Origin of the sequence: Veillonella parvula, assembly GCF_032575955.1 — a bacterium.
Classification (GTDB): domain Bacteria; phylum Bacillota; class Negativicutes; order Veillonellales; family Veillonellaceae; genus Veillonella; species Veillonella parvula_J.
Genome location: NZ_JAWFXN010000022.1, coordinates 1 through 3,913, shown reverse-complemented (window position 1 = coordinate 3,913; position 3,913 = coordinate 1). Strand labels below are relative to the sequence as shown.

Genomic DNA, 3,913 nt, shown 5'->3' with positions numbered 1-3,913 from the left:
TCGACTTGCATGTGTTAAGCACGCCGCCAGCGTTCGTCCTGAGCCAGGATCAAACTCTCCAAGATATCTTGAAGCTATTCGAATAGCTCATTATTTGTTGTCGTTACTTTTAAGTAACTTTGAATTATGGATGGTTTTGACTATGTCAAAACCCGCACTCTGGCATATGTTCAATCGTTATGATTGATTACCTATCATTGTTCAGTTTTCAAAGATCTGTGCCCCTTCATATGGGGTACTTGAATATAATAACATTTCCATATACTCATGTCAACAAAATTTGGACAAATTTTACTACAAATTTCAGAAAATTTTTACCATTATTTTTGCACACTTTCACAGCCTAATTTTACAGATTCGAAACTTGAGTTATATCACTCTTTTAGACATATCATATAAGGAGAATTTAAAGCAAAAAGAAGCCGCAACAAGAATACATATTGCATTCTGTTGCGGCTTCTTGCCTATATAACAGTGTACTTATAGAATCCCTTATTTGCGTCTCAACACTGCATATTAAAAACTTTTATATATAAGGTATTACATCTGCATACCCTATACAACAAAAGTTATACATATAAAGATTTAATTATATATGTAATAGATAATTAGTTATCTGTCTGAATCGCTTCACGAAGGTTAATTTCGTGCATGTCCCCAACAGAAGGTTCTTCTGCAGACATATTCTTCACAGTTTGTTTTGTAGCAAACCAAACTGCTTCGTTCATGTAATAACGCAATTCTTCATTAGATACATGTTCTTGATCTTGAGCCATGATATCAAGCATAGCATCTTCCAATGCTTGTGCTTCTTCATCAGTCAAAGGACCGCCAACGGCCTTTTGTTTTTGAAGCAATTCATTCATGCGATCAACCATGCTGCGCAATACATTGTAACCATAGCTATTTGTGTAACCTTGGTCCTTATCATATTTAGGGAATGTGTAATAGCTATACTCGTTTTTATTACGGTTTTCACCATTCCAGTTCAATGCAGTTTCTTGGCCATGTACATAACCTAAAGAATGTTTACGGAAATAATCAGCATAATTATGCTTATCTTTAGAATGTAACCATTTAGATTCTTCTTTAGTTAACGCTTGATGATTATTCTTTTTGCTTTCAGCTAAAGCAATATGTTTTTCCGCATTTTCCCATGCTTTCACAAATTCATGGATACTTTGCACCGCCTGAGGGCTAGCCACAGGAACCAATACAACAGAACCTGTTGTAGGCGCTTTAGCCGGATTTGGTAAAAGCAATGGATCATCAAATGTAGCAGATGCCGCATTAACATGGAATACGCCACTGCCGAATAATACTGCCGCTGTGAAAGCAAGCAAAGTGGATTTTTTCATTATATATTCCTCTTTTCTATCAACGAATTAAATCGGGTGGGAGGACTCCCAGAAGGGAATCCTCAACCCGTAATGTTCAGTATGAACGTATTATAAACCTAGTCTTGCCATCATTGCAGCAATATTAGCTTTCATTTGTTCATTTTCAGCTTTCAAATCAGCTACTTCACCTTTTAATCCTTGATTTTCAGCTTTCATTGCAGCAAGTTCACGTTGCATTGCATATGTAGAACTGATAGGTCCTTTACGATAACGATCTGCAGTTTCTGCTTCGCCGTCTCTGTTACCTACTTTCCAAGTTACACCAGCATTTGCCATCATATGGCTATTGCTGCCTGCCCAAGCAACACCAGCATGTAACATCATGGATTCATTTTTGTAATGAGCCACGCCTAATGCCAATGCGGAGTCGCCACGGTAGTTACCATAACCTGCCATAATTTGAGTAGGTTCGTAAGGGTCATAAGCCATAGGTTTCAATGCGGACAACGCGGAGGACATAGCACCAACTTGACGAACTTCGTTTACAACATTATTCATGCTGTTTGCAACACGATTAAGTTGGGAACCATTAACAGCATCAGTAGAAGTGGAGCTAATTTCGCCTGGTGCCACGTTAGTAATCTTATTACCACCGTTGTTCAAACCAGAGCTTGTTAAGGATACGCTGCCACCACCATTATTTTTGATTGTGATACCGTTACCGTTTGTCACAGTTGTATGACCGGAGTTATCCATAGTTGTAATGGAGTTGATACCAGTAATATCTTTTGCCAAACGAACATTCAAGCTGCCGTTGTTGTCAGAGATAACACCGATATTGTTTGCAGTGGAAAGTTTGCTTTCATCAGTAACGCCACCTTTAACAGTCACTTTTTGACCTAGGTCACGATGGAATTCGCCTCTATCACCTGCAAAGTCCAAGCCCGCTTTCTTAAGGCCATCGATACCTTTCTTCAAGTCGCCGATGTTAGCGCCATTTGTTAAGCTGCTGCTATTATCAGCGATATTGTTGATATCTTCGCCTTCGCCATAACCGCTTGCCATGTTAACAACTTTATTGCCACCATTGTTCAAGCCGTCCTTAGTCAATGTTACTGCACCAGTACCATCTTTAGGGGAACCTTGACCTGCTGGAGGAGTAGTAATTGCAACACCGTTGCTGCTAACAGTAGTAGTTACTTTTTCACTACCCATGCCGGATGTAACAACCATGCCATCTGCAGTTGTTCTTGTGCTCTTGTCCTTTTTATCAGTAGTTACAACACCGTCAACAGTCAACTCAGTGGACTTAGTTGGATTATCTACAAGTACACCTTTAGCTGTTGTCTGAGTCATATTCTTTTGACCATCAGTAATTTGTACATTACCTGCAGTAAGAGCCGTCTTATTACCTAATGTATCAGTGCTTGTAACACCTCTACCGTTTGTTACAGTAGAGTGTTGTTGATCATCTGTAGTTGTAGTTACACTGCGTAAGTTCAAATCTTTTTTGATATCTACAGTGTATGTTTTAGACTTATCTGCATTAACTGTAGTTTCTACAGTTGTATTGCCACTATCGCCAGCTTTCACTGTCGTAGTTGCTGCAGCCATGCTGCTCTTCAACTGTTGAACGTTAACTGCATCTGTATCATTTACACCAGCTGCCACGTTAGTAATCTTTTGATTATTTGCGTTTAAGCCTTCGTTAGAAATGTATGTTTTACCGCCTACAGATACGCCCTTATCATCAAGAACAACTTGTTTGTTTGGATCGGAACCAACAGTTACGGAATCAAGACCTTTAAGGTTCTTAGCGAGTTTAACGTTCAAGTTGCCGTTTTCATTAACTACGCCGATATTACCGTTTGAAAGTTTGGATTTATCAGCTTCACCACCAGTAACATTCAATGTATCGCCAAGATCTTTATGAATTTTATCTCCGGAGTCACCTTTGAAGTTCAAGCCTTTCTTAGTCAAGTTTTCAGTGTTCTTATCAATTTTGTTGTCTACAACTTTTAATTGATCTTCTGTTGCAGCCTGACCGTTAGTGATCTTATTAGGATCCCAAGTTCTGTTAGTCAAATCGTTAACAGTACCGGAACCACCATTGATAGTCACCTTACCGGAGTTGATAGTACCGTTTGTACCATTGATATTTACAGCATTAGAACCTTCGCCGGCTCTAATGATACCTGTTGTACCATCGAAATGAACTGATGTGCTACCGGAGCCCAATGTTACTGTGTCTTTCAAGCCCACTGTGAAAGTCTTAGCGTTTGTAATCTTATCAAGTTCTTGCTCAACATTGATATTCTTACCGGCTTTTACCTTAGTATCGGACGCAGCTTTTACTTCATTCAATTGTTTAAGGTTGACAGCATCACTATCTTCTGTACCAGCTTTAACATTTTTGATTTGTGTATTGTTTGCATTGAAACCATTGTTTGTAACAAATGTATTACCACCAATTGTCAAGCCATTGTTGTTGATTGTTGTTTGACCAGTTGTTACGCTGTTCAAGCCTGTTAAATCTTTTGCAAGTTTAACATTCAACTTACCGTTTTCGGATA

Annotated in this window: 2 protein-coding genes and 1 rRNA gene; all 3 read right to left on the bottom strand. The window is 38.9% G+C overall.

Annotation, left to right across the window (positions count from 1 at the left end; translation table 11 throughout):
• A 16S ribosomal RNA gene (locus E7L28_RS09770) occupies positions 1-65 on the bottom strand; the annotation flags it as partial.
• 543 nt (positions 66-608) lie between these two features.
• On the bottom strand, positions 609-1,358 hold the full coding sequence (locus tag E7L28_RS09765; RefSeq protein WP_316055615.1) for a hypothetical protein: 750 nt from the start codon (positions 1,356-1,358) through the stop codon (positions 609-611).
• A gap of 90 nt (positions 1,359-1,448) precedes the next feature.
• Positions 1,449-3,913 (bottom strand): YadA-like family protein (locus E7L28_RS09760; RefSeq protein ID WP_316711643.1); only part of this gene is annotated, 2,465 nt, incomplete at its 5' end.

Excerpts from the sequence above, each read along its gene's own strand:
- E7L28_RS09765 (WP_316055615.1), bottom strand. The coding sequence starts at position 1,358 with ATGAAAAAATCCACTTTGCTTGCTTTCACAGCGGCAGTATTATTCGGC.